A 25,104-nucleotide genomic window follows, 5' to 3' on the forward strand; every position below is an offset into this window, starting at 1 on the left:
CTCTCCTCACACGTACGTCTGGTCTAACGATTCTAGACGATGCCCTGGGCCGAAGCGCCCGCTCCAAGAGGATTCTTCTCCCGGTCGGGTGCTATTATGGTGGGTTGTCTGTACAGATACATTCATCGTTTGGAGCAACATTGGCAAACATCAAGTCGCAGAAGAAGCGGGTCATCACCAACGAAAAGGCGCACCTGCGCAACAAGGAGGTCAAGAGCGCAATCAAGACCTCAGTGCGTTCCGTGCGTAACGCCGTGGATGCCGGTGACAAGGAGGCCGCTCAGGCTGCTTACCAGGTGGCCGCCCGTCGTCTGGACAAGGCTGCAGGAAAGGGTGTAATCCACCGCAACCAGGCCGCCAACCGCAAGTCCGGTCTGGCCAACGCCGTCAACGCCCTCTGAACCGGGTGCCCTATAAGGGCCGGTGATCCAAGCGCTTGGATCACCGGCCCTTTTTGGTATCCGAATTCGCATCCGGATTTTCACCGGTATCCTCGTCGGTGTGCTTGATGGTGACGCTGATATTCGACCGGCCGCGCATCAGATGACGGATGGCCCTGGCCAGCTGGGCATCGTTGAGCGGCAGCCGGGCCGAGCGCCGGTCCACTGCCCCAGGCACCAGAATGTCGAATTTTACCGAGATGATGCGCAGGACGACCACCAGGGCCACGATGGCCAGGTCCAGAGCCATGTCGACCCGTGCCGGATAGAGCCCGTGCTGCTGGGCGCGCGTGGAGGCTAGGGTCAGCAGGCAGCCGATCAGGGAAGGCAGAGCGTACCAATGCTGGTCCTGGATGACCGCAGGCACCTGGTTGAGAAGGATGTCTCGCAGCAGGCCGCCTACCAGGGCCGTGGCCATGCCCATAAAGATGGCCGTCATGCCCCCGGTTCCACACATCAAAGCCTTGGCGGTCCCGTTGACAGCGAAAGACCCCAGGGCCATGGCATCGGTGACCAGCATGGACCAGGTCATCCTACTGATTTCAGGATGAGCGACAGCTACGACCAGGCCGGATGCCAGGGTAACGATGACCGAGCCCTTATCGGTGATGCCGCTGGGTGGCACTTGACCCAGCAGGACATCACGGACCACCCCGCCGCCCAAGGCGCTGATCCACGAAACCAGCAGAATGGCGATGATATCATAGCCCTTGCGCACAGCAGCCAGACCGCCTGAAAGACCGCAACTTAGGATGCCCAGGTACTCGATGACCATGAAGATCAGGTTCCCCTCCAAGGCCGTCTTCATCCCGCGCCTCTCCTCCCGAACTCTTCCCGCACTCAGGTCCGTCTATAGATTAGCCAAACACACAGCAGAACAGGCCGGTGATGTGCGCAAGGCCACAAACATGAGAGAAAGCGACCCAAGGCGGAATATCACCCTGAAGCCGCTTTCCTTTCAAGACCTATCAGGCAGTAATGGAGTCAGCGCTCAGCAGACCTTCCACATCCAGTCGTGCGGATCCTCGATCTCGCCCAGCTGGATGCCCAGGAGCTCGTTGCGGAAGTCCATAGTAACCTTGCCTGAACCACCATCGGCCACCTCAACGTCGAAGTTCTCAGACTTGAAGCGCCCGATCGGTGTGATTATGGCGGCGGTCCCGCAGGCGAACACCTCGGTGACCTCGCCGGAGCGGATGTCGTCCAGCAGCGTGTCCAGACGGATCATGGTCTCAACCACGTCACGGCCTTGGTCCTGGGCCAGGGTGATCAGGGAGTTGCGGGTGACGCCGGGCAGAATGGTTCCGGTCAGGCTGGGGGTCTCCAGGTGTCCGTCCTTGTGGACGGTGAACATGTTCATGCCGCCAAGCTCCTCCAGGTAGGTCTTAGTGGCTGCGTCGACGAAGCAGACCTGCTCGCATCCGTGCTCAGCACCGCGGTTCTCACCCAGCAGGGATGCCGCATAGTTGCCGCCGCACTTGGCGAAGCCGGTGCCGCCGGGGCCGGTGCGGAACCACTTGTCTTCCACCCAGATGCTGACCGGCTTGACACCGCCAGCGAAGTAGGGTCCCGAGGGCGAGGCGATGACGCAATAATCCACCGCATGTGGAGCGCGCACACCCAGGAAAGGCTCGGAGGCGAACATATAGGGGCGCATATAGAGCGTATACTCACGACGCTTGGGCACCCAGGCCGCGTCACGGCGGACCAGGGCCGCGACCGATCCCAAGAAGTCATCGGGCTCGAGCGGAGGCAGGGCCAGACGCTTGGCGGAATTGTAGAAGCGCTGAGCATTGGCATCGGGCCGGAAGAGCCAGATGGAGCCGTCGTCATGGTAGTAGGCCTTGAGTCCCTCAAAGGCCTCCTGGGCATAGTGAAGCACCGAGGCGCCCGGATCCAGGCTGAGCGGTCCGTAGGGCTCAACCCTGCGGTCCTTCCAGCCGTCGTTTGAAGTCCATCCCATGTGGGCCATGTTGTCTGAGAAGAGCTGGCCGAAGGCAGGCTTATCAATCAGCCGGGCACGCTCCTCGTCAGAGGCGGGATGATCGTTGGGAATGACCTTGAAAGCGTCCGCCAACTCATTGAGTGCCTTCGGGTCGTGATGTGATTGCTCTGCCATTATCTACCACTTCTTCTTGCTACTGTATTGGTTGCTCGGGCGCTATGCTTATGGCGATGCCCGGTACCCGAACTATCGCATAGGCAGACCCTGACCCGTTCAGCGTATTTCGCATAGTGACCGTTATAGACAAAAAGGCCGCAGGATCGTGATGATCCCACGGCCTTGAAGATCGAACCTCTTGGTTCACTCGCTCTGTTCGTCGGCCTCCGGGGCAGCTTCCGCCTCGGTCTGTCCGGTTTCCTCGGTGGGGGTCTCCAGGCTCTCCTCCTTGGGGATCTCGACGGAGACGATGGATTCCTCCATATCGTCGATGATCAGCTCGGAGCCTTCGGGCAGCTTGATGTCCTTGGCCAGGATCTTGTCGCCCTCTGCCAGGCCCTCAACACTGATATCGATGCGCTCGGGCAGGTTGGACACGTCGGCCCGGACCTGCAGATTCTGGGTGTCGACAAAGGCCACGGCAGCGCCCTTGGTCTCGCCGCTGACGAAGACAGGCACCTCCACGGTGACCTTCTCGCCGGCGCGGACCTCATAGAAGTCGATGTGCTCTACCTGGCGCTTGACCGGGTTGCGCTGCACGTCCTTGACCACCGCCGTCTTGGTCTGTCCGCCGAAGCTGATGGAGAAGAGGGCGTTGGCGCGACGCAGGGCTAAAGTGGTCTCGCGCATGGGCAGCTTGATGTAGTCGGGCTGGGCGCCGCCGGCGTAGATGGTGGCGGGGATCTGCTGGGCCACGCGCATGCGGCGTGCCGCCCCCTTGCCAAATTGGTCGCGGACTTCGCCCTCGAGCTTAATTGTGTTAGCCATGTTGGCTTCCTTCCTTGAGTGGTTCCTCAAGACCGACCTGGGCCGGTCCTGGCGCATCGCCGCGTCGGATTCCGGACCGCCCAAAAGGAAAGGCTGCCGATGATCCAGCCGAGTCGATAACGGAGGCCATGAAAGCCTCCCTCGCCAAAGCAACGTGCCTACTTTAGCACCGGGCCCGCCCTTCTCCAAGTAAACGGCTATTCTGGACATATCCCGCGATTATTGAAGGAGACAACGTGTCGTTACTAGCATCGGTCAAATCTTTTGTGGCACACCAGGTGGGTCATGGGGAGGGACCGACCGGCGAGGAGGCCGCGGATCCATCAGGTGCCGCCCAGGAAGCCCTCGCCCTGCCCAATACGCATTTCTGGTCAGCTGACTACGCCACCACCACGCGCATGGATCCAGCCTCGGGACTGCTTTCAGCCACCACCGCCGGTATGGGTCCAGTGCCAGACGACATGACCGTCTACGACATCTACGCTGATCGGGCCCGCCGCACTCCTGACCAGCCGGTTCTGCACTTTGTGGAGAACGGCAGCTGGACCTACCGGACCGGCCGAGAGATTCTGCACGACATCAGGACCACCGCTAAGGGCTTCATGCACTACGGGCTGAAGAAGGGCGATGCCGTGGCCTTCATGTGCAGGACAAGCTATGAGTGGGACATCGTGGATGCCGCGGTCCTCTCCATTGGCGGGGTCATCGCCACCATCTACGACACCGACTCGGCCGAGCAAATCCGATTCATCATCAACAACTCCGATGCCAGGCTACTGGTGGTGCAGACCACAGAGATGCGCGCCAAGGCCGAGGGTGCCGACAAAGAGTGCCCCACCCTGGAACGGATCGCCTGTCTGGAATCCGGGGCACTGCAGGAACTGCAGGCCTATGGGGAATCGGTCAGCGACGCCGAGCTTGACGAGCGGATCAACTCCATTCACAAGACCGATCTCTGCTCCATCGTCTACACATCCGGTTCCACTGCGGCGCCCAAGGGCGTGGAGATGACACACGAGCACTACTGCCAGCTGGCCAGAAACCTGAACGCTTTCATTCCCAATCTGACCCACGATCCGGATGGATCCATCCTGCTCTTCCTGCCCCAAGCCCACACGTTTGCTCGGGCCATCAGCTACGGGGTCGTCTACGGGACCATGCACGTCTACATCTCCTCTGGTCTGGCTACCCTGCTGTCCGATCTGCAGGAGTCCAAGCCAACGGTCATCATCGGCGTACCCAGGGTCTTCGAGAAGGTTTACAACGCCGCATCCCAGAAGGCCGGGCACGGCATCAAGGGCCGGATCTTCAACGGGGCGGCCCGGGCTGCACGCACCTACATGGAGGACATCTCCCGTCAGGGCTGGCCGACCAGGCGCAGCGCCCTGCGGAGAGCCGTATATGACCCGCTGGTCTATTCTTCTCTGCGCCAGGTCCTGGGCGGGCGGGCCAAGTGGATTGTCTCCGGAGGAGCTCCCCTGGACCCGGAGCTGCTGGGGTTCTTCCGCGGCGCCAATGTTCCGGTCTATGAGGGCTACGGCCTGACTGAGACCACTGCACCCTGCGCCTTCAACCCCCTGGGCACCCCCTACCATCGGGGCTCGGTGGGCATCCCCTTCCCAGGATTCACCATCCGCATCGCCTCGGACAGCGAGGTGCAGATCAAGGGCATCTGTGTATTCCACCGCTACCACAAGAATGAGGAGGCCACCCGCGATTCCTTCACCGAGGACGGCTGGTACGCCACCGGCGACCTGGGACGGCTCTCCCGAGACGGGTTCCTCTTCCTGACCGGGCGCAAGAAGGACCTGATCATCACGGCCGGCGGCAAGAACGTCTCCCCCAGGCCCATCGAGGAGGTCATCGAGCGCTCCGAAATTGTCTCCCAGGCCCTGGTTCTGGGCGACAAGCGCCCCTTCATCTCAGCCCTGGTCACCCTGAACGAAACAGCCCTGCGTCCCTGGCTGGCCTCCAAGGGTATGGATCGCAACATGTCCCTTCAGGAGGCAGCACAGAACGCCGTGGTCCGGGCCGAGGTCCAAGAGTATGTGGACCGGGCCAACGAGGGCGTCTCCCGGGCCGAGTCGGTGCGCAAGTTTATCATCCTGCCCGAGGAGTTCACCCAGGACAATGGTCTGATGACACCATCCATGAAGGTGATCAGGCCCAAGGTCATCGAGCGCTACGCTGACCTGCTGAACACCCGGATGTATACAGCCAAGCGCACCCCGGCACCCCGCCGCTGAACACGATCAGAACCCCAGGCGTTCCAACTGCTTGGGGTCGGTCTGCCAGTTGCGGGCGACCTTGACGTGCAAATCCAACCGGACCTTGCGACCCATGGTCCGGTTGACGGCGGTGCGCAACTTCTTCTTCACGCGCACCAGGTGCTCGGCCCCCCGCCCGATGACGATGGGCTTCTGGGAGTCACGCTCTACGTAAATGCCTATATGGACCGTGTCGCGCCCGCCCTCTGGATCCGGATCGATGGACTCCACACGAACTGCCAGGGAGTGGGGCAGCTCGTCATTGAGCTCCTCCAGGTAGGCTCCGCGAACCAGCTCAGCAATCATGTCCTCGGGACGCTCCTCGGTCAGCTGGTCGTCAGGATATAGTTGAGGGCCTTCGGGCATGACATCCATTAAAACCTTGGCCACCTCGTCCACATTGTCAGCCTCCAGGGCGCTGACCGGAACAATCTGGGAAAAGTCGGCGAAGGCCCCGATCTGCAGGAGCTTGTCCACCAGCTGGCTTTTGCTCAGCTGGTCGATCTTTGTCACTACGGCGATCAGAGGCTTTCGCCAAATCCACTTGCCGTCCTTATCCTTATGGGCGAAATCGGACCGCAACCGGCTGAGAATGCGACGGTCGCCTGGACCGATGGCCTGGTCTGCAGGCAGCAGGAACGCAATGGCATCCACGTCCGACAGGGAGGCCTCCACCACGTCGTTGAGCCGTTGGCCCAACAAGGTACGCGGGCGATGGATGCCTGGGGTGTCAACCAAGACCACCTGAGCCTCGGGGCGGGTCATTATCCCACGGATGGCCTTGCGGGTAGTCTCTGGCCTTGAGGACGCTATGGCGATGGGCCTGCCTACCAGGGCGTTCATGAGCGTGGACTTGCCCACATTGGGTCGGCCCACTACCGCCACGAAACCCGATCGGTGGACCGGTGCCTTGCCCTCGCTCTGTTCTTCCTTGGTCATGAATTCTCCTGACTGTCCTGCTCAGATTGATCCCTGTCGGCCTGTTCGTCTTCTAGCTCCGCACCGTCTTCCAGGTCCAGGGCGATGTTGGATCCGTTGGCTGGCTCGACCACGATGGTGGCGATCTTCTTGCGACGGCCGACCGCCTCGCCGGCGGTCAATCTTATTCCTCGGGTCACCGCCGATGAGCCTGAAACTGGCACGGAGCCCAGCAGCTTGGTCAACAAACCGTAGACCGTATCTACGTCATCTTCGTCAATGGTGATCTCGTAGAGCTCCTCCAGGTCGGCGATAGGCGTGCGGACCGGCAACTGCCAAGTGTGCGGGCCGATCTGCTTGGGCTCGTCGTGCTGGACCCGGTCGTGCTCATCCTCCAGCTCGCCCACGATCTGCTCGATGGCATCCTCAATGGTGACCAAACCGGCTATGCCCCCGTACTCGTCCACAACCACAGCCAGGTGATGGCGTGAGCGTTGCATGTAGTGGAAGAGGTCGTCCACGGGCTTGGACTCTGGCACCAGAACGGGACGACGGATGATGGAAGCAACTGATCTGTCACCCTTGCGGTTGAAGGCCAGAGCACGGACCACGTCCTTCAAATAGACGATACCGACCAGGTCATCCACGTCTTCACCAATGGCGGGAATACGGGAGAATCCCGACCGGGAGAAGAGCTTCAGAGCCGAATCCAAACTGGCATCCTTGGAGATGCAGATCATGTCGGTGCGAGGAACCATGATTTCGCGTGTCAGCGTAGTCGATAGTGTCAGCACATTCTTCAACATCTCGGAGATCTCAGGATCGAAGGCACCGGCCTCCACCAGCTGGTCGACCATGGCCCGCCCCTGTTCGATCTGGATCTTCTCCAGTTCCTCGTCGTCGGAAAGTTCGCCGCGAAGGTTTTTGCGGGCACTGGCTTCAGCCTGCCGCCGACGCTTGAAGGGGGTCAACAGAACAGCCATCCCGACCAGACGCACGTGTTTAAGCAACGCTTCCATGGGCTGACGGGAACGACCACGAGGGCCCAGGGTGACGGAGATGGCAGCCACCAGGATGGCCATGACCACTCCGCACAGCAGCTGCTCCCAGAGGGGCATACCACCAAGAGCAGCCATGCAGGCCACCAGGACGCCGACCATGATGTCACAGATGATGCGGAAAAAGGCACAGGCGCTTCCAGTCACCTGCCGCTGGGAGATTAGGTTCTGGGCCCGATGAATGCGGTCGATTCGCTTCATCCTGGAGAACTGACTGAGTTCCTGGTCGGTCTGCAGGCCCAGAATCAAATTGTTGAGACTGGATCGGGTCACTCTGTTGAGCGCCCCCTGGGCCTCGGCCAGCGCCAGGGAGAGTACGACCAAGGCGATGATGGCCAAAGCCATGACCACCATGGCGGCTATGGTCCGCTCATTCATGGGATTTGCCTCTCTGAGAGGCACCACGGCCGTATCGCTCATAGATCTCCAGGGCATTGGTGGCTCCGGCCGGCAACGCGGCATTGGCAATCGGCCCCTGGCGCAAGGCCAGGAAGGTCAGCAGCAGCTGGCGCTGCAATCCGAACATCTGCGCCTCTTGCTCCCTGCTGGCGTGGTCGTATCCAAGCAGGTGCAGGGTGCCGTGAATCGCCAGCAGCAGCATCTCCTCCATGGTGGAATGACCGGCAGCTAGAGCCTGCTGTGCCGCCACCCAGGGACAAATGACGATGTCGCCCAGGATGCCCTCCTGCCGATGGTTCTCGTCGCCGGGACGCAGCTCGTCCATAGGGAAGCTCATGACATCAGTAGGGCCGACCAGGTTCATCCAGCGCTCGTGCAGCACCGCCATGGGCTCGGGATCGTTGAAGATGATAGTCATGTCGGACTGGGTGCTCACCCGCATCTGGTCCAGCACCCACACTCCCAAATCGGAGAAGGTTTTGGCATCGATCAGCCATTGGGTCTCGTTGGTCACTTCAACGCTCATGCCTGCTCCCGTCCCCGGCTGCGGGCTTGATCGGCGCGGTCGTAGGCCCGGACAATCTGCCCGACCAGCTGATTGCGCACCACATCGGCCGCCTGCAGGTGCACGAAGGCAATATCGTCGATGCCGCACAGAACCTGTTCGATAGTGGCCAGACCAGATGCAGGCCCGCCCAAATCCACCTGGGTGACGTCGCCGGTGATGACCATCTTGGTGTTGAAGCCCAGGCGGGTCAGGAACATCTTCATCTGCCTGCGAGTGGTGTTCTGCGCTTCGTCCAGGATGACGAAGGCATCGTTCAGGGTGCGCCCCCGCATGTAGGCCAGCGGGGCCACTTCAATGGTCTCATCGGCCAGAAGGCGGTGGAGCCGCGAGGTGCCCAGCATGTCGGCCAGGGCATCGTAGAGGGGCCGCAGATAGGGGTCGACCTTCTCATTGAGGGTGCCAGGCAGAAAGCCCAGGCTCTCTCCCGCCTCCACAGCAGGCCGGGTCAGGATGATGCGACCGATGCGACCGGCTCGGAATTCCTGAACGGCCTTGGCCACTGCCAAATAGGTCTTGCCGGTGCCGGCCGGACCAATGCCGAAGGTGATGGTATGCGTTTCAATGGCGGCCACATAGGCGGACTGGCCAGCGGTCTTGGGCCTGATCGGACCCTTGGAAGCCTGGGTCAGAGGGCGGCGACGAACTGCAGCAGAGGCTGCCTGACGTGGCTGGTCGATGCTTTCCAGAGTGTTGTTCCCCTCCGACTCTGCAATGGCTGTCTGCCCATAATCGCGGTCTACAGAAGTATGGTCTATCGTATTGCGGTCCTGAGTATTGCGGTCTGTAATTTTCTGTTCTTCCGGATGGGAGTAATCGGCTGCGTCGGCGTTCCCCAAACGGCGGTGATCCAGTATTCGCCCCACCTGATCGGCATCCACGGGAACCTGATCGGCGTTCTGCATGAGTTCGGTCAGTAGATCCCTGATCTGTGCCGCCTCAACGTCGCCCTGCCGGTCCTGAGCCCGCAGCATAATCCGGTTGCCACGAACCAGGATAGACACTGCCGGGAAGGCATGCTCGATCCTGTCAATGACTGCGTCTTCCGGCCCCAACACCTGAACCGGGTCGATTCCCTCCGGAATCTCCAGGGTTCGCGTAGTTACCGCCACGGATTCCCTTCCTGCACGATGACGATGGTGAACATGGGCTTCACTCGGGCAACACCTGTCCGGTCAGGACGTGGGCGTGGACATGAAAGACCGATTGGCCGGCATCCTCCCCCGTGTTGAAGATCAGCCGGTAGGCTCCGTGGAAATCCTGGTCGGCGATCTGCTGCGCCACCTGGACGATGTGGGCCAGGGTGTTGGGATCGGCCTTGGCCAATTCAGCCACGGACGCGTAGTGGTGACGCGGGACGATCAGGACATGGACGGCGGCCTTGGGGTTGGCATCCTTGAAAGCGTAGACGGTCTCATCCTCATAGACCTTTTCGCTGGGTACCTCCCCTGCCACAATTCTGCAGAAAATGCAACCCTCCTGCCGGTCGTCATCGCTCATGACCACTCCTCACTGTTTGCTGACAATGCTGTTTTCGTTGTTTCCCATCTTATGGGCGAGGATGTATATTGTGCGCGACTTCATGCGCTGGGCTCAGGGGCTTCCGACTGCCAGCGACCCAGCATGTCCGCCAGCAGGGTCAGGGCCACAGGTCCGGCCAGAGCGGCTCGGAGAATGTTCCCGCCCAACCGGACCGGCAGGGCCCCTTCCCTCATCATGGCCTGGACCTCCTGATCGGCAATGCCACCCTCAGGACCCACAACCACGGCGACCGAGGAACCAGCCGGCAACTTGTCGACACGTTTACGAACTGCATCCCATCCAAGGTCAGCATCCTGGTGCAGGACCAGAACCAGGCTTCCCAGATCGGTCGCCTTCCGACACCAGGAGGCCAGACTATGGCTGTCCACCTTGCTCAACAATCGAGGACGATAGGCCCTCCGACTCTGCTCGGTGGCCGCATTCAAGGCGGTCTGCCAGTGCCGTTCGTTGCGGCCGGTCCGCCATTTGGCTATGGACCGGTCAGCCTGCCAGGGCATGACCTGATCGACTCCGATCTGGGTGGCCATGTCGATGGCCTGCTCGTCCCTGCCGCCCTTGGCCAGGGCCTGAACAAGAATCAGTTCCTTCTCGGGAGGTGCCTGCCGCCCCACAGCGGTGACCTCCACCAAGCCGGTCGAAACATCCCTGACCAGGGCGCTGATGCGCAGTCCACTTCCGTCCGATAGATCCAGCTGGTCCCCATTCTTCAGCCTCATGGAGCCCAGGGCATGGCGACGGATGCGCTCGGGCAGGGTCAGGCGCCAGCCTGTATGGAGCTCATCGCTGGCCAATGGGGAATCATCATGGTCGGGATCCAGCAGGAAGAGGGGTGCAGTCATGGTGTTAGGCTACAGCTCGCCACCGAAAAGCACTCTCGATGACGACACGCTCCTCCAATCGCCCAGTGCGCGATGCCGCCCAAGATGCTATGATTATCTCCGTTGCGATTACGCACCTGTCCGGGTGGCGGAATGGTAGACGCGCTAGCTTGAGGTGCTAGTGCCTATATATATACAGGCGTACGGGTTCAACTCCCGTTCCGGACACTCAATCTCCCCTCGATGGGAACTATCAAGGTTCACATCTTTCATGCTTTTTGCTTTTATTGAAAAAAATTTATGTATGCTGACAATCGTTATTTTCACTAGTCCGGCTGACCAATACGGCTCTTTTGGACTCATTATTCGCATTTTTCATCAAAATGACCCATGCTTGATTTTCGGTTGTGCCACCTATGCTGTTGACAGAACAAGGCTCAGTCAGCGGTCCCAGGACCAGAAGGAGGAACAGCAGGCGTGCTCAGGGTGAGAATCGACTCCATCGAGGATGACAGAATCGAGGCTTATACCAGGCTGACCGAGCCGCAACTGCGCAATCGTCTGGAACCAGCTAAGGGCCTGTTCATCGCGGAGTCCCCCAAAGTCATCGCCCGTGCTCTGGATGCCGGGGTTGAGCCCATCTCCTTCCTGGTGGAAGAACCCTGGCTGGAGGGGATGCATTCAATGTTCGACCAGGTGGACGCAGCCTTCGGACACAACGTTCCCGTCTACGTGGCCAGCCCTGCACAGCTCAAGACCATAACCGGGTACCGGCTTCATCGAGGCGCGCTAGCGGCCATGCGACGCTGGCCTTTGCCCACCGTTGAGCAAATCTGTCGACCGGCAAGGCGAGTGGCCGTCATGGAAAACATAGTTGATCACACCAACATCGGCGCCCTGATGCGTTCTGCGGCAGCCCTGCAGGTGGACGCGGTCCTGGTCACCCCCTCCTGCTCTGACCCCCTTTACCGCAGGGCCGCACGAGTCTCCATGGGCACGGTCTTTCAAGTTCCCTGGACCAGGATCGGCGGCGATGACATCCACGCCTGGCCCGATCAGGGCATGCACCAACTGCATGATCTGGGCTTCACCACGGCGGCCATGGCCCTGAACCGGGATGCCATCAGCCTGGATGAATTGGCTGAACGCCTAGGTCCAGGGCGGAACCAGATCGATCGCCTGGCCCTGATCTTCGGCACAGAAGGCGACGGGCTGAGCCACAGGACCATCGCCCGGGCGGACCTGACCGTGCGCATCCCCATGAGCCACGACGTGGACAGTCTGAACGTGGCTGCATCAAGCGCCGTGGCTTTCTATGCAACCAGACCCGAACACGATAGCTGAGCCAAGTCTGGCAACTACGCCCAGACAGCCAGTTGAGCTCGTTAACAAACTGACCGAGCCGGCCAACTGATTCCTGCCAACCAACTGAACCCACCTGGCAACTGACAGGGCTATTGAATTGAACCCATGCTACCGAGCGGATTCGTGGTGTCTCAGCCGCTTCACTCCATGACCGAGTCGAGTACTGAATACCGGACAGCCATAGGCATTAGGCGATACTTTCCAGCATGCAATGTTCCAGAATCAGGCAACCACCGAGTGTCGGATGCCGTCGACGCAATCAGCTCTGCTGGGATGCGACCTGCGAATCCTCATGAATGTAGTCGTCCGGATCGATGGTCCCCCGCCAGCGGCCGATGGCCTTGAGACCGTGGTACATGACCAGAGTGGCGACCGAGCCGATGGCGATGCCGTTGAAGCTGACCCCGGCCACCGCGAAGGTGAAGTCCGCGATGCCCACGATCATGACGACGGCGCCCACGGTCATGTTGACGGACTTACCGAAGTCCACCTTGTTCTCCACCCAGATACGGATGCCAAGCATACCGATCATGCCATAGAGCATGGTGGTAACCCCGCCCAGAACGCCGGTGGGAATGGTGTTGATGATGGCCCCGAACTTGGGGCACAGGGAGAGCAGGAAGGCAAAGATGGCGGCACACCAGTAGGCGGCCGTGGAGTAAACCTTGGTGGCTGCCATGACGCCGATGTTCTCTGCGTAAGTAGTGGTGCCCGAGCCTCCGCCCAGCCCGGCAAGCGTAGTGCCCAGTCCGTCGGCCATCAGGGCGGTTCCGATCTGATCGTCATAATCTCGGCCGGTCATCAGAGCCACCGACTTGACGTGACCGATGTTCTCGGCCACCAGGACCAGCACTACTGGGATGAACATGGCCAAGACAGACGGGTCGGCCTGAGGAGTGTGGAAGTGAGGTAGACCGAACCAGGCAGCCTTTTCCACAGCAGCGAAGTCCACCTGGCCCTGGGTGACTGCGAAGATGTAGCCGACAATGACGCCCAAAAGGATGTTGAGACGGCCGATCAGGCCCTTGAAGAGGACGGCTATCAGCATGACAGCCACCAGGGTGATCAGGGCGGTCAGCGGGGCGGATTTGAAGTTCTTCCAAGCCGAAGGGGCCAGGTTGAAGCCGATGATGGCTACAATGGCACCATTGACCACCGGGGGCATAATCATATCGATCCATCGCGAGCCTGCAAAGTGAACGATCAGGCCAATCAGGAAGAGCAGGGCGCCGGTCACCATGATCCCGAAGGATGCCACAGCCAGACCCTTGTGGGCGGTGGTCACTGCCAGGACTGGGGCGATGAAGCCGAATGAACTGCCCAGGTAGGAGGGCAAACGGTTGCGGTTGATCAGCAGGAAGAGGGCCGTGGACATGGCCGTGAAGAAGAGGGTGGTAGAGGGGTCGAATCCGGTCAGAATGGGGACCAGGAAGGTGGAGCCAAACATGGCAATGACATGCTGGGCGCCGATGCCAGCCGTACGTGGCCATGTGAGTCGCTCATCGGGTTCCACGACCTCACCCGGAGCCAATGTTTTCCCGTCGCCGTGCAGTTTCCAGCCCATGGACAATGCCATTTCACTGTGCTTTCTCTCATGCGCCGTGCCGGTCACGGCGGACCGGAATCATCAGTATATTCGCATGGGAGGACCCGGGTTGGTCCACCGAAAGGATGGTCTCACTGATAGGTGGGCATGTTCTCGAAATTGAACCCGATGGCTGCCAGCTGCTCGCGACCCTCAGGAGTGATCATGTCCAGGGTCCAGCGCGGCGACCAGGTCCAGTCGATGCGGAACTCCTCGACCAGGCCCGCCAGGACGCTGGCGCACTGGTCCTCGATCAGGTCAGTCAGCGGACAGGCCGGCGTGGTCAGGGTCATGGTGATGATGGCCCTTCCCAGTTCGTCGATTTCAATGCCATAGACCAACCCCAGGTCGACCACATCGATGCCCAGCTCGGGATCGATGACCTGGTGCAGGGCCTCCCTGACATCCTCGGCTGTGGCCCGGCCGATGTCGTCGACGGCCTTGAGAGGGATGGCCTCTTCAACGGCTGCCTCGGCATCAGCGGCATTCTGGTCCGCAGTCTTGGTGCTGTTGTCGACTGGCATGCTGGCCGAGGATTGGTCGTTCGAGTCCCGGTCCGCTGACGCATCTTCAGTGGAAGCTTCAGGGATGGCTTCGTCGGCATGTCGATCGTCAGACTTGGCTGAATCGGACTTCTTGTCCGCCTGGCCGTCAACCTGACGCATGGAACCGCCTTCGGCCGACTTAAGAACCGTTTCAGCACCCAAGGGATTGCTGGCCAGCGCCTGTGCCGTGCCGGGATCGCTGATGGCCCTGCCCACCGAGGCCAGGATGGAGTCCTGGGGTTCGGGCACCAGATTCGTATTACCGCTCATACCTGCTCCTCCTTCTCACCTTTGTCGCCGTCTCGTCCGGCTGACAGGGCTTGGGCCACCGAGGCCTTCATGCCCTCCCAGCCCAGCAGGGCGCACTTGATTCGCATGGGATACTTGGACACGCCCTGGAAGACCATGGCATCGCCAAGAGCGTCCTGTGCCTTCTCGTCCTCTAGTCCGGCTCCGCGCGACTCCATGAGCTTGCGGAAGTCGGCAGCCAGATCCATGGCATGATCGACGGTCTGCCCCTGGACCAGATCCACCATGATGGACAGGCTGGCCTGGCTGATTGAGCAACCCGAACCCTGCCAGACGATCCGCTGGATGAGGTCGGGACCACCTTGCTCGCCGGGGGCCACCTCCACATGTATGGTGGCCTGATCCCCGCAGGTGGGATTGAACTGGTGGGACTCGGCAGCCAGGCAGGCCTCGTGCTCCACCCTGATGGTCACGCCGTCGCCACCCGGGTCCTCCCCAGCATCAGCCCGATCCCCTACACGCCCGTGAGGATCCCGGGCTGCGTCCAGGATCACCTCCTGGTACATCTGCTCCAATTCCTCGTCATCCATCCCGAAATCCGCCATGTCCTTAAACCTGCCAGTATGTCTTTGCCAAAACCGTCGATGCGCTGCCGGTGAAGACCTTCAAGCCACCCGGAAGAACCTGCGGACCCCGGAGACGGCGTCCAGCAGGGCATCCGTGTCGGCTACAGTATTGTACACGCCGGTCGAGGCCCGGTTGGAGGCCATCAGACCGAAGTGTCGATGGACTGGCTGAGCGCAGTGGTGTCCCACGCGGATGGCAATGCCGCGTGAATCCACGTACTGGCCCACGTCATGGGGGTGGACCCCCTGCACATCGAAGGCGACCGTGCCGATCCGGTCCTTCGGAGTGGTTGGCCCCAGAATGCGTACCCCGTCCAACTCCCCCAGCCTCAACAGACCGGCGGTGATGGCCTTCTCGTGTTCGGCCACGTTCTCCATGCCCAGATCCATCAGCCAATCGGCGGCTACCCCAGCACCGATCATCTGAGCCACCGGCTGGGTGCCGGCCTCGAACCGGGCCGGAGGATCCATGTAGCTGGCTGGACGGTCCAGATAGGCCAGCTCCACCATGGATCCGCCGAATGATGCCGGAGGCAGGGCCTCAAGTAGCTCTCGGCGGCCATAGAGGAAGCCCACACCGGTGGGGCCATACATCTTGTGCGCACTCCAGGCGGCGAAGTCCACACCCATGGCGTGCAGATCGATAGGCAGGTGAGGCACCGACTGACACACGTCCAGCACCACCAGGGCGCCCACTTGATGGGCACGGCGGACAATGGGCTTGATGTCTGTGATGGCACCAGTCACGTTGCTGACGTGGGTCACCGCGACCACCTTGGTCCGCTCGGTTATGACCTGATCGGCTGTATCTGCCAGAACACGGCCTTCCGAGTCCAGATCGAAGTACTTGAGGACTGCTCCGGTCCGATAGCAAAGCTCCTGGAAGGGCAGCAGGACCGAGTGGTGCTCGGCCTTGCTGACCACGACTTCATCCCCGGGCTTCAGCGCAAATCGACGCGCCGCCTTGCCTCCGCGACCCAGACTGGCGTTGCCGAAGGCGGTGGCGAGCAGGTTCAGAGCAGCCGTGGCCCCGGCGGTGACGACAATCTCCTCGCTGCCCTCCTGGCCTTCTGCGCCGACCAGGGCAGCCACACGTGAGCGCGCGTGCTCGAAAGCCACAGTGCTGCGGGCGGCCAGTTCGTGGGCGCCCCTGTGCACCCCGGCATTGTCCTTCAGGTAGAAGTCCCGAACGGCATCGATGACCGCCAGGGGTTTCTGGGCAGTGGCAGCCGAATCCAGATAGACCAGAGGGTGGCCATGCACCTGCTGGTCCAGGATCGGAAACTGCTGTCGAATGCTGTCATCAATGACCATTGCGGACCTCTTCTCTTATCCTCAGGCCAGGGCTGATTCAGAGTCGGCGCCCTCGGGCAGGTACTGGTCGTACCCGGTCTCCTCCAGGGTGTCGGCCAGCTCAGGGCCACCGGTCTTCACAAAGCGGCCGTCGGCGAAAACGTGAACGATATCAGGCTTGATGTATTTGAGGATCCTGGTGTAGTGGGTAACCATGAGCACACCCATGCCGGTATTCTCCTTGGCCCTGTTGACACCTTCGGAGACGATGCGCAGGGCATCCACGTCCAGACCGGAGTCGGTTTCGTCCAGGATGGCGAACTTAGGCTTGAGCAGCTCCAGCTGCAAGACCTCGGCACGCTTCTTCTCTCCGCCTGAGAAGCCCTCGTTGACCGAGCGCTGGGCAAACTTGGGATCCATGCGTAGCCGCTTCATGGCTTCATTCAGATCCTTGGCCCACTGACGGATGGCCGGGGCCTTGCCGTCGACCTCGGTCTTGGCGGTACGCAGGAAGTTGGTCATGGATACACCGGGCACCTCGACCGGGTACTGCATGGCCAAGAAGAGCCCGGCCTTGGCTCGCTCGTCCGGGGTCATCTTGAGCAGATCTTGCCCATCCAGCAGGGCCTGGCCTGAATCCACCTCGTACTTGGGATGCCCGGCCAGGGTGTAGGCCAGGGTGGACTTCCCCGACCCGTTGGGACCCATGATGGCGTGGGTCTCGCCGGAGTGGACGGTCAGCGTGGCCCCCTTGAGGATCTGCTTGCGACCCTCCTTGGTCTCCACCGAGACGTGCAGATCCTTGATTTCCAATGTGGACATGTCAGTTCTCCTCCAAAACGTGCTGCATCTCTTGATCCTCGCCGGCCGCCAGCCTGCGGTCGATGACCCCCATCAGGTGCCCGGAGACGCTGGGGACGTCAATCTCCTCCACCAGTTCACCGAAGAAGCCTCGAACCACCAGCTTGCGGGCCTCCTGCTCGGGAATGCCGCGGGACTGCAAGTAGAAGAGCTCCTCGTCGTCGAAGCGTCCGACCGAGCTCGCATGGCCCGCCCCGATGATGTCGCCGTTCTCGATTTCAAGGTTGGGCTCAGAATCGGCGATGGCCCCAGGGGTCAGAACCAGGTTCCGGTTGAGCTCGTATGAGTCGGTTCCAGGCGCAGTCGGCTGAATGAGCGCGTTGCCCACCCAGGTGGTGTGCGCGCCGATTCCGTCCAAGGCACCCTTGTAGACCACACGGGACTTGCAGTTGGGATGGTTGTGCACCACCATGGTCCGGTGTTCCATGTGCTGGCCGGGATCGACGAAGTAGATGCCCAGCATGTTCAGGTCGCCCTGCTCGCCGCCGAAGTCCTGGTCCATGCGCAGCCGCACGACATCGCTGCCCAGACTGACCACAGAGTGGCGCAGGGAGGCCTCGGCGCCCAGGTGAATGCGGTGGTTGCCTACATGCTTGCTGCCCTTGTCCCACTCCTGGATGAAGGTGGTCGACATCTGCGAATTGTCACCGATGTCGATTTCAATCCCCTCAGCCAGACGTGCCTGGCCCTGGTGCTCGACCACCAGATCGGCCTTGGTGCCCGCTTCGGCCTTGATCACCAAGTGGAAAGCATCCAGTTCGGGGCCGCCACCGTTGACACGGACCAGCACAGGCTGATCCAGCGTGCCCTTGAGGTTGACCACAGTCGCCTGCTTACCGCTCGCCCACTCCACGGCTGCCGCTCGGTCGCTGGGCTTGAGGACGGTGCCGCAGGGAGCCTGATCCATGGGAATCTGGCTGAAGCTGACCTGATCTGCGGGCGGTTCGGACCCGTCGATCATGGTGACTGAGACCTTGGTCAGACCGCTGGGCTTGAAGACAGTGAAGAACTCCTCCATCCGGTCGATGGGGGTGAACCGCCAGTCATCCTGCTTGCGGGTAGGCATGGGGAAGTCATCAGGGTTGAAGGAACGTGGCTCCTTGTCGGCACTGGACGGCATGGTGGCCGGGAAAGCATAGGGATCCTTGGGATCCGCATGCGGAATGGTTATTTCGCTGTTTTGTGACATCAGCCTACCGAACCCTCCATCTGCAATTCGACCAAGCGGTTAAGCTCCAACGCGTACTCCATAGGCAGCTGCCGGGAAATGGGCTCCACGAACCCCCGCACGATCATGCCCATGGCCTCCTTCTCCTCCAGGCCGCGGCTCATCAGATAGAAGAGCTGGTCCTCGGAGACCTTGGAGACGGTGGCCTCATGAGCCATGGAAACGTCGTCCTCGCGAACATCCACGTGCGGGTAGGTATCCGAACGAGAGTAGTCGTCCACCAGCAAGGCGTCGCAGACCACCGAAGAAGAGGACTTCTCGGCGCCTTTGATGATCTTGACCAGGCCTCGGTAAGCGGCCCTTCCCCCGTTGCGGGAGATGGACTTGGAGACGATGGTGGATGAGGTATGGGGTGCCAGGTGAATCATCTTGGCGCCCGTGTCCTGGTACTGCCCCTTGCCGGCGAAGCCCAGGGAGAGGGTCTCGGCCTTGGCGTAGGGCTCGGCCAGGATGCAGGCCGGATATTTCATGGTCGCCTTGGACCCGATGTTGCCGTCCACCCACTCCATGGTGCCGCCCTCGCGCACATAGGCACGCTGAGTGACCAGGTTGTAGACGTTGTTGGACCAGTTCTGGACCGTGGTGTAGCGCACACGGGCATGAGGTTCGACCACAATCTCCACGTTGGCCGCGTGCAAAGAGTCAGTGGAGTAAATGGGTGCTGTGCAGCCCTCCACGTAATGGACGTAGGAACCCTCGTCGGCAATGATCAGCGTGCGCTCGAACTGGCCCATGTTGGGTGTGTTGATACGGAAGTAGGCCTGCAGGGGGATGTCCACATGAACTCCCTTGGGCACGTAGACGAAGGATCCGCCCGACCAGGCCGCCGTGTTCAGTGCGGCGAACTTGTTGTCGTCCGGGGGGATGACCGTGGCGAAGTACTTGCGGAAGAGGTCCGGGTACTCTTTCAAGGCCGTGTCCGTATCCAGGAAGATGACCCCTTGTTTACGCAAGTCGTCGCGGATGGAGTTGTAGATGACCTCAGACTCGTACTGGGCGGCAACACCGGAGACCAGCCGCTTCTTCTCGGCCTCAGGGATGCCCAGCCGGTCATAGGTGGTGCGGATGTCGTCGGGCAGGTCCTTCCAGTCCTTGGCCTGCTCCTTTAAGGGCTTGACATAGTACTTGAAGTCGTCGGCATCGAACCCGCTTAAATCCACGCCCCACTTGGGCATGGGCTTTTCCATGAAGGCCCGATAGCCCTTTAGACGCATCTGCAGCATCCAATCAGGCTCGCCCTTGTCGGCCGAGATGGCCCGGACCACGTCCTCGTCAATGCCCTTGTGGGCATTGCGCCCGGCATCATCGGAGTCGTGCCAGCCATAGGTATAGTCGCCGAACTCGGAGATGATCTGGTCGTCTTTTTTGATTTTTTCTTCGTTGACGCGGGAGCGGTCGGCCACGTACTGGCTCATTTCCACATCCCGCGATGTGTCTGTCCGCTGCGAGGTGCTGTCCACGAGCTGAGACCTCCTAACACACGCACGGCCGCCATATGCGGCCGTTCACACCATTACAGGATAACCGGGACCATAGTGAACCGCCAGACCACGGCTTACGCTCTCTAAGGAATCCGGCCCTTCCTCTTGACAACAGTACCGATACGGACAATCGCCCGCTTCCCATAAGAGGGAAACGGGCGATCATAGTCAACGTTTTTGAAAACGGATTGACCTCAGGCGGCCTCCTGGCCTCCGTGCTCCAGGCTGGCCTTGACCAGGCCGGCGAAGAGGGGGTGCGGCTTGGTGGGCCGGGACTTGAACTCCGGGTGAGCCTGGGTGCCCACGTAGAAGGGATGCTGGTCCTGGGAGAGCTCTACGAACTCGGTCAGCTGCCCGTCCGGGCTGGTGCCCGAGATGTGCAGGCCGGCCTTGTCCAGCCGCTCCTTGTAGGCCACGTTGACCTCATAGCGGTGGCGGTGACGCTCGGAGATCTCGGTCGAGCCATAGAGCCGGGCCACCAAGGAATCTGGCTTGAGCACTGCTGGATAGGCGCCCAGCCGCATGGTGTGGCCCATGTCGCCATGGCCGGCCACGATGTCCTTCTGTTCCTCCATGGTGGCGATGACCGGGTTTTCGCAGTCAGGCTCGAACTCCGAGGAGTTGGCGTCCTCCAGCCCCAGGACGTGGCGGGCGAACTCGATGACCATGGACTGCAGACCCAGGCAGAGTCCCAGGGCAGGCAGGCCAGTCTCGCGGGCGTAGCGAAGGGCGCCAATCTTGCCCTCGATGCCGCGGATGCCGAAGCCGCCGGGGACCACGATGCCATCCACGCCCTCCAGGGCCTTGCGGGCACCATCCATGGTCTCGCAGGTGTCGGCTGCCACCAGCTTGACCTGGACCTGGGAACGGTTGGCGAAGCCGCCGGCCTTCAGCGCCTCGATAACCGACAGGTAGGCGTCAGGCAGGTCGATGTACTTGCCCACGATGGCGATGGCCACCTTGGTACGGGGATTGTGGACTCGGTCCAGCAGGTCCTCCCACTCGTTCCAGTCGACGTCGTGGAAGGGCAACCCCAGCTTACGCACCACGTAGGTGTCAAGGCCCTCCTTATAGAGGATCTTGGGCACGTCGTAGATGCTGGGCGCATCCACGCAGTTGACTACGCCCTCGGCATCCACGTCGCACATGAGGGAGATCTTGTCCTTGATGCCTTGATTGAGCGGCCGGTCGGAGCGCAGCACCAGGGCATCGGGGGCGATGCCCAGCTGGCGCAGGGCCATGACCGAGTGCTGGGTGGGCTTGGTCTTGAGCTCGTGGGCAGCGGCCACGTAGGGCACCAGGGAGACATGGACGAACATGCAGTTGTCCGGGCCGATGTCCCGACGCACCTCGCGGGCGGCTTCCATGAAGGGCTGGGACTCGATGTCGCCCACAGTCCCGCCGATCTCGGTGATGATCACGTCCACATCGTCGCTGGCCTGGGCCCGCATGCGGCTCTTGATTTCGTTGGTCACATGGGGAATGACCTGGACGCACTGGCCCAGGTATTCCCCCGCCCGCTCCTTGCGAAGAACAGACTGGTAAATCTGACCGGTGGTCACGTTGGCCTTCTGGGAGAGGAAGACATCGGTGAAACGCTCATAGTGGCCGATGTCCAGATCGGTTTCGGCCCCGTCCTCGGTCACGTAGACTTCGCCGTGTTGGAAGGGGTTCATGGTCCCCGGATCGACGTTGATGTAGGGATCCAGCTTCTGTTGAAGAACGCGGATTCCGCGGCTTCTCAGCAGTCGGCCCAGAGATGATGCGGTCAGTCCCTTGCCCAGTGAAGAGACCACGCCGCCGGTGACGAAAATGTGTTTGGTGATATGCCCTTGCGAATTTCCATGTTCTCTGACCATGGAACTTCAGCCTATCAGGCAGGAGCGACCAGAAACCGGCCAACACTCGAGGAGTACGGAAGGTTTCAGGGACGGCTCAGATGCAGGTGGTCAGCCAGGTAGCGACCGGTCACTGAATCAGGGTTGCGGGCCACAGATTCAGGGTCGCCCTGAGCTACGATTCTTCCGCCACGATCGCCGCCGCCCGGACCCATATCGACCACATGGTCGGCGTTGGCAATCATATCCAGATCGTGCTCGATGAAGACCACCGTGGCCCCCTTGCTGATCAGACGCTCCAGCACTCCAATCAGGACGCGCACATCCAAGGGATGCAGACCTGTGGTGGGCTCATCCAGGACGAACATGGAACCATTCTGCCTGCGGCCCAATTCGTTGGACAGTTTCAGCCGCTGGGCCTCCCCGCCAGACAGGGAGGGAGTGTCCTCTCCCAGGGTCAAGTAGTCAAGGCCCAGGTCTTTCAAGGTCTGCAAGCCTCGGCGAATGGCCGTGTACTCGCGGCCCTGCGCAAAGACCTCCAGGACCCGGCCCACCTCCATGGTCAGCAGATCGGGCAAGCTCAGCGGCTTGGAGTGTGCCGGTGTGGACAGACGGTAATGCTCGGCCTCCGGACGGTATCGACGACCCTGACAGCTGGGGCAGGTGATGGGGATGTCGGGCAGGAACTGCACGTCCAGGCTGATCTGGCCGGTTCCGTCGCACTGGGGACAGCGCAGTGATCCTGTGTTGTATGAGAATGCTGAGATGCCCAGCTTGTCCTTTTTCGCCTGGTCGGTGACCGCGAAGAGGCGGCGCAACCGGTCCATGAGCCCTGAGTAGGTGGCCACCGTGGAGCGCACGTTGATGCCTATTGGCGAGGAATCCACCAGGCGAACCCTGTCGATGCCGGCTGGGTCCAGACTGTGCACATGTTTGGGCATGGGATCACCCTGGATGCGGGCCTGCAGGGCCGGGACCAGGGACTCCAGGATCATGGTGGTCTTGCCTGAGCCGGATACGCCGGTAACAGCCGTCATGCACCCACGAGGAATGGCCAGATCCAGAGGGCGGACCGTGTGAATGAGTCCTGACTGCATGCGAATCCATCCACCCTCTGCAGGCATAGGGTGACGGTCCCGTACCAGAACCGGCTCGCTTCCGTCCAGAAAACCTGCGATGCGCGAGTCCGGATCCGCAGCGATCCGTTCAGGAGCTCCCTGGGCCAGGATCCTGCCGCCGCGCTCCCCTGCCCCGGGACCCATTTCGATCAGATAATCGGCTGATTCTAGGACCTTGACATCGTGGTCAACGAAAACCACCGAATTGCCATCAGCCAGCAGGTCGCGCATGACCCCTATAAGCCCCTCCAGGTTGGCAGGATGCAGACCGGTCGAGGGCTCGTCCAACACATAGAGCACGCCTGTGGTCTCATTGCGCACCGCCCTGGCTAGCTGGGCCCGCTGCCTCTCACCTGTGGACAGGGATGCGCTGGAGCGGTCCAAGGTCAGGTAGCTCAGTCCCAACTGAATCAACCGCCTGCCCATCTCGTCCAGGGTCCTGCAGAGGGCCGAAGCCATGGGCTGCATGGGTTCAGGCAGTGTGGGCGGCAACTTTCGTCCCCAGCCCAGCACCTTGTCCAGGGGCCAGGAGGTAACCGTGGCCAGATTGTCCCCATTGATCTCAGGCAGACGCGCTCGCTGGTTGAGCCGGGTACCCTTGCAGTCCGGGCAGGTCCGCTCAGTCAGAAACTTAGCCACCTTGGCCAGTCGCTTGTCATCATCAGCCCTCTTGAGCTCCTCGGTCACGGTCAAGCGTGCGTTGCGGAAAGTGAAGTCCAGCTCGTGAACCCCCTTGACCGAAGTAATGGTGATGTGCTTCTTCTCAGCCGGCCCCTCGAAAACGATCTTCCGCTCCCGATCGGTCAGGTCCCGCCAAGGTACGTCGGTGCGGACTCCGAACTCGCGGACGATGTCTGGCTGGACGTTGAAACCGAAGGTTCGCCAAGGCACAACGGCACCCTGGTCGATAGTCAGACTGTCATCGGGAACCAGGGTGGCATCGTCCACCTCGCGCACGGTCCCGGTCCCCTGGCAGGTAGGGCAGGCTCCCAGAGAGTTGAAGGCCAGCTCCTCAGCGCTGGGAGGCTCCACTTTAGCGCCGCAAGTAGGGCAGGCGATGGGCATCTCGGCTGCCACAGCCAGAGTGGGCTCCTGGCGATGACCGTTGGGGCAGACATGGCTGGCCAGCCGGGAAAACATCAGCCGGAGTACGTTGAGCAGCTCGGTGGCGGTGCCGAAAGTGGAGCGCATGCCGCCCACGCCCGGCCGTTGACGCAGAGCTAAAGCCGGGGGCAGAAAGCGCACCGAGTCCACCTGGGGGCGCTGGGCCTGGGTCATCCGCCTCCTGGTGTAGGTGGATAAGGATTCCAAATAACGCCGGGACCCCTCGGCGTAGAGAACCCCCAGAGCCAGGGAGGACTTACCGGAGCCCGAGACCCCGGCAATGCCCACCAAGTGATTCAAAGGAATGTCGACATCCAGATTGCGCAGGTTGTGGACCCTGGCGCCGCGAACAAGGATGGCCTTGGGCGGTGCGGAGAGTTTCTTGCCGGTCTCTCCGCTCTCACTCATGCGCTCTCCAACAGATGGGCAACAGCTTCCAGGGCAAGCCGGTAGCCGTAGAAGCCCATGCCGGTGATGGTGCCGGTGGCCACCGGTGAGATGACGCTGCGTCGGCGGAAGGCCTCCCTAGATGCAGGATTGGAAATATGGACCTCCATCAGTGGCAACCCTGCTTGGGTGACCTGAACGGCAGCATCGGCAAGCCCGTAGCTGTAGTGGGTGAAAGCCGCCGGGTTGAGCACCACTGCGCTGCCCTGGTTCACGGCCTGATGCATCCAGCGAATGACCTGGCCCTCGTCGTCCGATTGCAGCACCTGGACATCCAGACCCAGTTGCTGACCCCAGTCTTCGCACTCACGGGTCAGAGTAGCCAGATCCTGACGACCGTAAACTTCAGGGTCGCGCACTCCCAGCCGACCCAGGTTGGGTCCGTTGACCACCAGAACCGTCTGCCTGCCCTTGTCGGCATCCGCCAT

22 protein-coding genes and 1 tRNA gene are annotated in these 25,104 nt (G+C 61.3%); 4 read left to right on the forward strand and 19 right to left on the reverse strand.

Features of this window, described 5'->3' with window-relative positions; all coding sequences use genetic code 11:
* Positions 1-140 precede the first annotated feature (140 nt).
* Entirely contained in the window at positions 141-401 is a 261-nt protein-coding gene (rpsT, locus tag CI603_RS06045; RefSeq protein ID WP_046322954.1) for a 30S ribosomal protein S20, read from the forward strand.
* Positions 402-441: 40 nt separating this feature from the next.
* Here the strand turns inward: rpsT and CI603_RS06050 are convergent, their stop codons facing one another.
* The 3 genes from CI603_RS06050 to CI603_RS06060 all read right to left on the reverse strand — a co-directional run bounded on the left by CI603_RS06050 (position 442) and on the right by CI603_RS06060 (position 3,369).
* On the reverse strand, positions 442-1,248 hold the full coding sequence (locus tag CI603_RS06050) for a trimeric intracellular cation channel family protein (protein WP_121913432.1): 807 nt from the start codon (positions 1,246-1,248) through the stop codon (positions 442-444).
* 183 nt (positions 1,249-1,431) lie between these two features.
* Positions 1,432-2,559: a branched-chain amino acid aminotransferase gene (locus tag CI603_RS06055; protein ID WP_121913433.1), complete on the reverse strand. Its 1,128-nt coding sequence runs from the start codon at positions 2,557-2,559 to the stop codon at positions 1,432-1,434.
* Positions 2,560-2,745: 186 nt separating this feature from the next.
* On the reverse strand, positions 2,746-3,369 hold the full coding sequence (locus CI603_RS06060) for a 50S ribosomal protein L25/general stress protein Ctc (RefSeq protein WP_121913434.1): 624 nt from the start codon (positions 3,367-3,369) through the stop codon (positions 2,746-2,748).
* Positions 3,370-3,605: 236 nt separating this feature from the next.
* Here CI603_RS06060 and CI603_RS06065 point away from each other — a divergent pair, with 236 nt between their 5' ends.
* Entirely contained in the window at positions 3,606-5,615 is a 2,010-nt protein-coding gene (locus CI603_RS06065; RefSeq protein WP_121913435.1) for a long-chain fatty acid--CoA ligase, read from the forward strand.
* 6 nt (positions 5,616-5,621) lie between these two features.
* Here the strand turns inward: CI603_RS06065 and era are convergent, their stop codons facing one another.
* The 6 genes from era to CI603_RS06095 all read right to left on the reverse strand — a co-directional run bounded on the left by era (position 5,622) and on the right by CI603_RS06095 (position 10,957).
* Positions 5,622-6,575, reverse strand: coding sequence for a GTPase Era (gene era / locus CI603_RS06070; protein WP_046322959.1), 954 nt, complete (start codon positions 6,573-6,575; stop codon positions 5,622-5,624).
* On the reverse strand, positions 6,572-7,990 hold the full coding sequence (locus CI603_RS06075) for a hemolysin family protein (RefSeq protein WP_121913436.1): 1,419 nt from the start codon (positions 7,988-7,990) through the stop codon (positions 6,572-6,574). The genes era and CI603_RS06075 overlap by 4 nt, the downstream gene beginning before the upstream one ends.
* A complete protein-coding gene (gene ybeY, locus CI603_RS06080) occupies positions 7,983-8,537 on the reverse strand; it encodes an rRNA maturation RNase YbeY (RefSeq protein ID WP_046322961.1) in 555 nt (184 codons plus the stop codon). The genes CI603_RS06075 and ybeY overlap by 8 nt, the downstream gene beginning before the upstream one ends.
* Positions 8,534-9,688 (reverse strand): PhoH family protein, encoded by a 1,155-nt coding sequence (locus CI603_RS06085; RefSeq protein ID WP_121913437.1) that lies wholly within the window; start codon positions 9,686-9,688, stop codon positions 8,534-8,536. Before CI603_RS06085 ends, ybeY begins: the two co-directional genes overlap by 4 nt.
* 40 nt (positions 9,689-9,728) lie before the next feature.
* Positions 9,729-10,076, reverse strand: coding sequence for a histidine triad nucleotide-binding protein (locus CI603_RS06090; protein ID WP_110412971.1), 348 nt, complete (start codon positions 10,074-10,076; stop codon positions 9,729-9,731).
* A gap of 80 nt (positions 10,077-10,156) precedes the next feature.
* Positions 10,157-10,957 (reverse strand): 16S rRNA (uracil(1498)-N(3))-methyltransferase, encoded by an 801-nt coding sequence (locus tag CI603_RS06095; RefSeq protein WP_121913438.1) that lies wholly within the window; start codon positions 10,955-10,957, stop codon positions 10,157-10,159.
* 118 nt (positions 10,958-11,075) lie between these two features.
* On the opposite strand from CI603_RS06095, the gene CI603_RS06100 reads away from it, so the two are divergent.
* Both CI603_RS06100 and CI603_RS06110 read left to right on the forward strand, forming a co-directional pair.
* Positions 11,076-11,164: transfer RNA gene (locus CI603_RS06100), tRNA-Leu, on the forward strand.
* A gap of 249 nt (positions 11,165-11,413) precedes the next feature.
* Positions 11,414-12,280 (forward strand): RNA methyltransferase, encoded by an 867-nt coding sequence (locus tag CI603_RS06110; protein ID WP_121913440.1) that lies wholly within the window; start codon positions 11,414-11,416, stop codon positions 12,278-12,280.
* 280 nt (positions 12,281-12,560) lie between these two features.
* Here CI603_RS06110 and CI603_RS06115 read toward each other — a convergent pair whose 3' ends face one another.
* The 10 genes from CI603_RS06115 to aroQ all read right to left on the reverse strand — a co-directional run bounded on the left by CI603_RS06115 (position 12,561) and on the right by aroQ (position 25,104).
* The gene (locus CI603_RS06115) at positions 12,561-13,877 is read right to left on the reverse strand and encodes a uracil-xanthine permease family protein (protein ID WP_121913441.1); all 1,317 of its coding nucleotides are present in this window, start codon (positions 13,875-13,877) and stop codon (positions 12,561-12,563) included.
* Between the two features lie 101 nt (positions 13,878-13,978).
* A complete protein-coding gene (locus CI603_RS06120) occupies positions 13,979-14,701 on the reverse strand; it encodes a metal-sulfur cluster assembly factor (protein WP_121913442.1) in 723 nt (240 codons plus the stop codon).
* Positions 14,698-15,285, reverse strand: a complete 588-nt coding sequence (gene sufU / locus CI603_RS06125; RefSeq protein WP_121913443.1) for a Fe-S cluster assembly sulfur transfer protein SufU — start codon at positions 15,283-15,285, stop codon at positions 14,698-14,700. Before sufU ends, CI603_RS06120 begins: the two co-directional genes overlap by 4 nt.
* A gap of 60 nt (positions 15,286-15,345) precedes the next feature.
* Positions 15,346-16,620 (reverse strand): SufS family cysteine desulfurase, encoded by a 1,275-nt coding sequence (locus tag CI603_RS06130; protein ID WP_121913444.1) that lies wholly within the window; start codon positions 16,618-16,620, stop codon positions 15,346-15,348.
* Between the two features lie 21 nt (positions 16,621-16,641).
* Entirely contained in the window at positions 16,642-17,421 is a 780-nt protein-coding gene (sufC, locus tag CI603_RS06135; RefSeq protein ID WP_121913445.1) for a Fe-S cluster assembly ATPase SufC, read from the reverse strand.
* Between the two features lies 1 nt (position 17,422).
* Positions 17,423-18,649, reverse strand: coding sequence for a Fe-S cluster assembly protein SufD (sufD, locus tag CI603_RS06140; RefSeq protein WP_121913446.1), 1,227 nt, complete (start codon positions 18,647-18,649; stop codon positions 17,423-17,425).
* A complete protein-coding gene (gene sufB, locus CI603_RS06145) occupies positions 18,649-20,103 on the reverse strand; it encodes a Fe-S cluster assembly protein SufB (protein WP_081581024.1) in 1,455 nt (484 codons plus the stop codon). Before sufB ends, sufD begins: the two co-directional genes overlap by 1 nt.
* 260 nt (positions 20,104-20,363) lie before the next feature.
* Entirely contained in the window at positions 20,364-22,028 is a 1,665-nt protein-coding gene (locus tag CI603_RS06150) for a CTP synthase (protein WP_046322971.1), read from the reverse strand.
* Positions 22,029-22,093: 65 nt separating this feature from the next.
* Entirely contained in the window at positions 22,094-24,637 is a 2,544-nt protein-coding gene (locus tag CI603_RS06155) for an excinuclease ABC subunit UvrA (RefSeq protein ID WP_121913447.1), read from the reverse strand.
* Positions 24,634-25,104 (reverse strand): type II 3-dehydroquinate dehydratase, encoded by a 471-nt coding sequence (gene aroQ, locus CI603_RS06160; RefSeq protein ID WP_121913448.1) that lies wholly within the window; start codon positions 25,102-25,104, stop codon positions 24,634-24,636. Before aroQ ends, CI603_RS06155 begins: the two co-directional genes overlap by 4 nt.

The organism is Bifidobacterium sp. wkB338, assembly GCF_003688325.1.
Classification (GTDB): domain Bacteria; phylum Actinomycetota; class Actinomycetes; order Actinomycetales; family Bifidobacteriaceae; genus Bombiscardovia; species Bombiscardovia polysaccharolytica.